The 5048-nt window shown below is 68.2% G+C and carries 2 protein-coding genes, 1 tRNA gene and 2 pseudogenes; 3 read left to right on the top strand and 2 right to left on the bottom strand.

The genetic code is table 11. From position 1 onward, the window contains the following. The first annotated feature begins 185 nt into the window (after positions 1-185). Positions 186-262 (top strand) — tRNA-Arg (locus FUT87_RS19545). 114 nt (positions 263-376) lie between these two features. Here FUT87_RS19545 and FUT87_RS19540 read toward each other — a convergent pair. Further along, positions 377-1488: pseudogene (locus FUT87_RS19540) on the bottom strand (CaiB/BaiF CoA transferase family protein). Positions 1489-1595: 107 nt separating this feature from the next. Between FUT87_RS19540 and greB the strand changes: the two are divergent. Beyond that, entirely contained in the window at positions 1596-2165 is a 570-nt protein-coding gene (gene greB / locus FUT87_RS19535) for a transcription elongation factor GreB (protein ID WP_147242105.1), read from the top strand. Between the two features lie 81 nt (positions 2166-2246). On the opposite strand, the gene FUT87_RS19530 is transcribed toward greB, so the two are convergent. Beyond that, positions 2247-4511: a bifunctional (p)ppGpp synthetase/guanosine-3',5'-bis(diphosphate) 3'-pyrophosphohydrolase gene (locus tag FUT87_RS19530; RefSeq protein ID WP_091732489.1), complete on the bottom strand. Its 2265-nt coding sequence runs from the start codon at positions 4509-4511 to the stop codon at positions 2247-2249. 247 nt (positions 4512-4758) lie between these two features. On the opposite strand from FUT87_RS19530, the pseudogene FUT87_RS19525 reads away from it, so the two are divergent. Next, positions 4759-5048: pseudogene (locus tag FUT87_RS19525) on the top strand (hypothetical protein); the annotation flags it as partial.

Raw genomic sequence — 5048 nt, 5'->3', positions numbered from 1 at the left:
CGGCTGTAGCTCAGTTGGATAGAGTACTTGGCTACGAACCAAGGGGTCGTGGGTTCGAATCCTGCCAGCCGCGCCAGAAAAACTGTTGAATCCCAGGGCAACCGAAGATTCGGCAACAAAGAAGAAGCAACAACAAAAACCTGGAATCGCTTCCACGACGGCGGTTCCTGATCAGTAAAAGTCGTGCGGCTGTAGCTCAGTTGGATAGAGTACTTGGCTACGAACCAAGGGGTCGTGGGTTCGAATCCTGCCAGCCGCGCCAAATCGAAAGGCCAGTGTTGAAAAACACTGGCCTTTTTCTTTGCCTGATTCATTTCCGCCCTGCGCTTGTTTGCCGAAGACGGTTCCTGAATACCGACCGGATATCTGGGACCGGTTATCCGGTGCGAATATCGTCCGACTCGGATAAACCCGGCGACATATTCGTCGCCACGGCCGCCGGACCGGGCATTGCCGGCGTGCGAGAGAGTTTCGGCGCCGGCATCGGCCACGCCAGCCCATCCTGCATGAAGAAGTTGCGCCGCGCCTGATGCTGCGGGTGCAGGGGCGCCTCGGACGCCGTCAGCACGGGCGCGACGCAGGCATCGCTGTCCTCGAACACCGCCGCCCAATGCGCCAGCGGCTGTTCGCGGATCAGCACCGCCACCCGCTCGCGCAGCGCCGGCCACTGGCTCGGATCGTCCTGCGCCGGGACCGGCGTCAGGCCCAGGCGCTCCATCAGTTCGCGGTGGAAGGGCGCCTCGATGGCGCCCAGCGACAACCAGCGCCCATCGGCGCATTCGAAGCTGTCGTAGAAATGCGAGCGGTGCAGGAAGAAGTTGCGTTCCGGGTCCTCATCCCATCGTCCGCCCGCGCGCAGCGCCTGGATCAGCGTCCCCATGTAGCCGACGCCGTCGACGATCGCGGCGTCCACGACCTGGCCCCGACCGGAGCGACGCGACTCCCAGAGCGCGCACATCAGCCCGAACAGCATCGTCAACGCACCGCCGCCGACGTCGCCCAGCAAGGTGGCCGGCAGCGCAGGCGCCTGTCCCGGCCGACCCGCGAAAGGCATCAGCCCGCTGAGCGCCACGTAGTTGATGTCATGGCCAGCGGTGCGCGCGAGCGGGCCGGTCTGGCCCCAGCCGGTCAGCCGCGCGTAGACCAGCCTTGGATGCGCCGCCAGCAGCGTGTCGGGACCCAGCCCCAGCCGCTCCATCACGCCGGGCCGGAAGCCCTCGACCAGCGCATCGGCCTGCGCGATCAGCTCCCGCACCCGGGCCAGCCCGTGCGCTGACTTCAAGTCCGCCTGCACCACCTGCTTGCCGCGGTTCAGCGCGGCGCGCCGCCAAGACGCTGCTCGCCGCCGGGTCGCTCCACCACGGTGACGGTCGCACCGAAGTCCGCCAGCACCAGCCCCGCGAAGGGCGCCGGCCCGATGCCCGCGAACTCGACGATCCTCAATCCGGCCAAGGGGCCGCCGCTGTCGGTTTCCGTCGTGTCGCTCATGCCTCGGTGCCTCCGGGGGGATGGGTCGCGACACCATACCGCGTTCGCGCGCGGGGCTCCGTCGTCCCTCGCGCGGCCGCCGTGGAAGGGCGACACAATCCAATCCCATGAGCAAGGCATTCACCAAGGAAAACGACGCCGCCCCGGACGACGACGAGGACGACGGCCCCTCGCTGCCGGCGCTGCCCAAGGGCTCTCGCAACTACATGACGCCGGCGGGCTACGCGCGCTTGCGGGCGGAGTTCATGCAGTTGCTCGACGTCGAGCGGCCCAAGATCGTCGAGACCGTCTCCTGGGCCGCGAAGAACGGCGATCGTTCCGAGAACGGGGACTACCTCTACGGCAAGAAGCGCTTGCGCGAGATCGACCGCCGGCTGCGCTTCCTGACCAAGCGGCTGGACATCGCCGAGGTTGTCGATCCCAGCGCGCACCACGGCAGCGACCAGGTCTTCTTCGGCGCGACGGTGACCTATGCCAATGCCAAGGGGGAAGAGCGCACCATCACCATCATGGGCATCGACGAGGCGGACAGCCTTGCGGGCGAGGTGAGCTGGGTGTCGCCGATCGCGCGCACGCTGCTCAAGGCGCGCGAGGGCGACGAACTGCAGCTCGTCACGCCGGTCGGCGTGGAGACGATCGAGGTCGTCGAAGTCCGTTATCCCAAGCCCGCCGCTTGAGCTCGAGGCCACCGGCCGGGAGCGGCGCGCGGGCCTCGAGGCCCGCATGCGGCGCTTGCTCCGCGCTTGATCGGGGCTCGATCAGGGCTTGACGCGCCAGACCCGCATCACCGCGCTCGAGCGCTTGAGCGTGCGCAGGGTGTCGGCCAGATGCAGCCGGTCGCGCACCGCGAGCAGCAGCGTCATTTCTGCCGTCTCCCGCTGCTGCGAGTCGTCGCTCATGGCGATGTGGGTGATGTCGGCCTCGGCGCTGCTGACCGCCGTCGCGATCTGCGCGAGCACGCCCTTGCCGTTGCGCATCAGCACGCCGACCTCGGCCTCGAAGCTGCGCGTCAGTTCCTCCGCCCAGCCGACCGCGATCCAGTGCTCGCTGTCGCGCTGGAACAGCCGTCGGCCCACCGAGCATTCCGCGGTGTGCACCACCAGGCCCTCACCACGGCCCAGGTAGCCCTTGATGTCGTCGCCCGGGATCGGCCGGCAGCAGGTGGCCAGCCGCACCGACGCGCCTTCGCTGCCGTCCAGCAGCACCTGGCCCTGGGCCGGCGCGTCGTCGGTGGCGAAGCGGCCCATCGTCAGCAGCACCGCGTCCGGACGCTGCCCCTGGTCGGACAGGGTGCGGGCCAGCTTCTTGGCCACGATGGTGGCGATCTTGCGACCCAGGCCGATCTCGACCAGCAGTTCGTCGACATGGCGGTTGCCGGCCCAGCGCGCCAGGTCCTGCCACAGTGCGGCGGCGGCCTCGTCCTCTTCCTTCAGGCTGGGCAGCGCCAGGCCCTCGGCACGCAGCGCCTGGGCCAGCATCTTGTGGCCGAGCTCGCGCGATTCCTCCTGCTCCAGGTTCTTCAGGAAATGGCGGATCTTGGAGCGCGCACGTCCGGTGCGCACGAAGCTCAGCCAAGCCGGATTGGGACGAGCACCCGCGGCGGTCACGATCTCGATCACGTCGCCGCTGCGCAGCTCGGTGCGCAGCGGCACCGGCTCGCCGTTGACCTTGGCGGCGACGCAGTGGTCGCCGACGTCCGAGTGGATCGCGTAGGCGAAGTCCACCGGCGTCGCGCCCTTGGGCAGCGCCATGATCTTGCTCTTGGGCGTGAACACGTAGACCGCGTCGGGGAACAGGTCGATCTTGACGTGCTCCAGGAACTCGGTCGCGTCGCGGGTCTCGTCCTGGATGTCCAGCAGCGACTGCAGCCAGCGCGAGCCCAGCTGCTGCGCGCCCTTGGCGTCGCCCTTGCTCTTGTAGAGCCAGTGCGCGGCCACGCCTTTCTCGGCGACCATGTGCATCGCCTCGGTCCGCATCTGGAATTCCACCGGCGTGCCCAGCGGGCTGACCAGCGTCGTGTGCAGCGACTGGTAGCCGTTGGGCTTGGGGATGGCGATGTAGTCCTTGAATCTGCCCGGCTGCGGCTTGTAGAGCTGGTGCAGCACGCCCAGCGACCAGTAGCACTGGGGCAGGTCCTGCACGATCACGCGGAAGCCGAAGATGTCGCTGACCTGCGCGAAGCTCAGGTGTTTCTCGCGCATCTTCTTGTAGATGCTGAACAGCGTCTTTTCGCGGCCCTGGATCTCGACGCGCAGGTTGGCCTCGGAGAAGGCCTTCTGGACGTCGCGTTCAATGCGCGCGACCAGGTCGCGGCGGTGGCCGCGCGCCTTCGTCACGGCCTTGGCCAGCGCCCCGTGGCGCCACGGATGGATGTACTGGAAGGAGAGTTCCTGCAGCTCGCGGTAGATCTCGTTCAGGCCCAGCCGGTGGGCGATCGGCGCGTAGATGTCCAGGGTCTCGCGGGCGATGCGGCGGCGCTTGTCGAAGGCCATGTGCTGCATCGTGCGCATGTTGTGCAGCCGGTCGGCCAGCTTGATCAGGATCACGCGCACGTCGCGCGCCATCGCCAGCAGCATCTTGCGGAAGCTCTCGGCCTGCGATTCCTCGCGCGTCGAGAACTGCAGCTTGTCCAGCTTGGTCAGGCCGTCGACCAGTTCCGCCGTCGGCGCCTCGAAGCGCTCGATCAGCTCCGTCTTGGTGACGCCGCAGTCCTCCATCGCGTCATGCATCAGCGCGGCCATGATGGCCTGCGCGTCCAGGCGCCAGTCGGCGCACAGGCCGGCCACCGCGATCGGATGGGTGATGTAGGGCTCGCCACTGGCGCGGAACTGGCCCAGGTGGGCCTCGTCGGCGAACTTGTAGGCCTCCCGGATGCGCTTGACGTCCGCCTTGGGCAGGTAATGCAGGCGGTCCACGAGCGCGTCGAAGGACGACGCCTCGGCGGCCGTGTCCGGCGCGGTCCGGGGACCGGCCAGGCCCGTCAGGCCGGGGATGTGAGCGGTGGCGAAGGAGCGGAGACCCATGCGTGGAAATTTAACCGATGGCAGCAGGGGTTTCCGACGAGTGGACTTGAGCCTCCAGGCGCCCGCGCGTCGCCAGACCGAGGGTTTTCACCTATCAAGAAAGTGCGATTCCCTTGAATCGAGGCCTAAAGTCCGGAGATCGCCCGCCGATAAACCGAACATGCCCTGAAGGGGCTTCGACCCGGAATGCGCTCCGGGCCCGGCGTCCGCTGGCCGAAATGTGCGGAAACCTCCTGGGAGGCTCGCCATGATTGCTGCCCTGAACAACATAACGACATCGAATGGTCCCGGTGCGACCACCGGGCAGTCGGCACGCGTGCGCGAAGCCGATGATCCCTCGACCACCTCGCAGGCCGAGGCGTCCGCCGTGGTGAGCCTGTCGCCGCAGGCGGCGAGCCTGGCGGCGTCGGGCGCCGCCGCGCCGGCCCAGGCGGCGACCGGTCCAGCCACGGCCGTGCAGACCGCGACCTCGCAGCCCGTGACCGCCGCGCCGCCCACCCAGCCCCGCCGCGACGCAGACCGTGTCCCTGGCGGCCG

The organism is Mitsuaria sp. TWR114 (assembly GCF_007997345.1).
The sequence above is the reverse complement of the archived record's forward strand: the minus strand, read 5'-3'. Positions and strand labels throughout refer to the sequence as shown.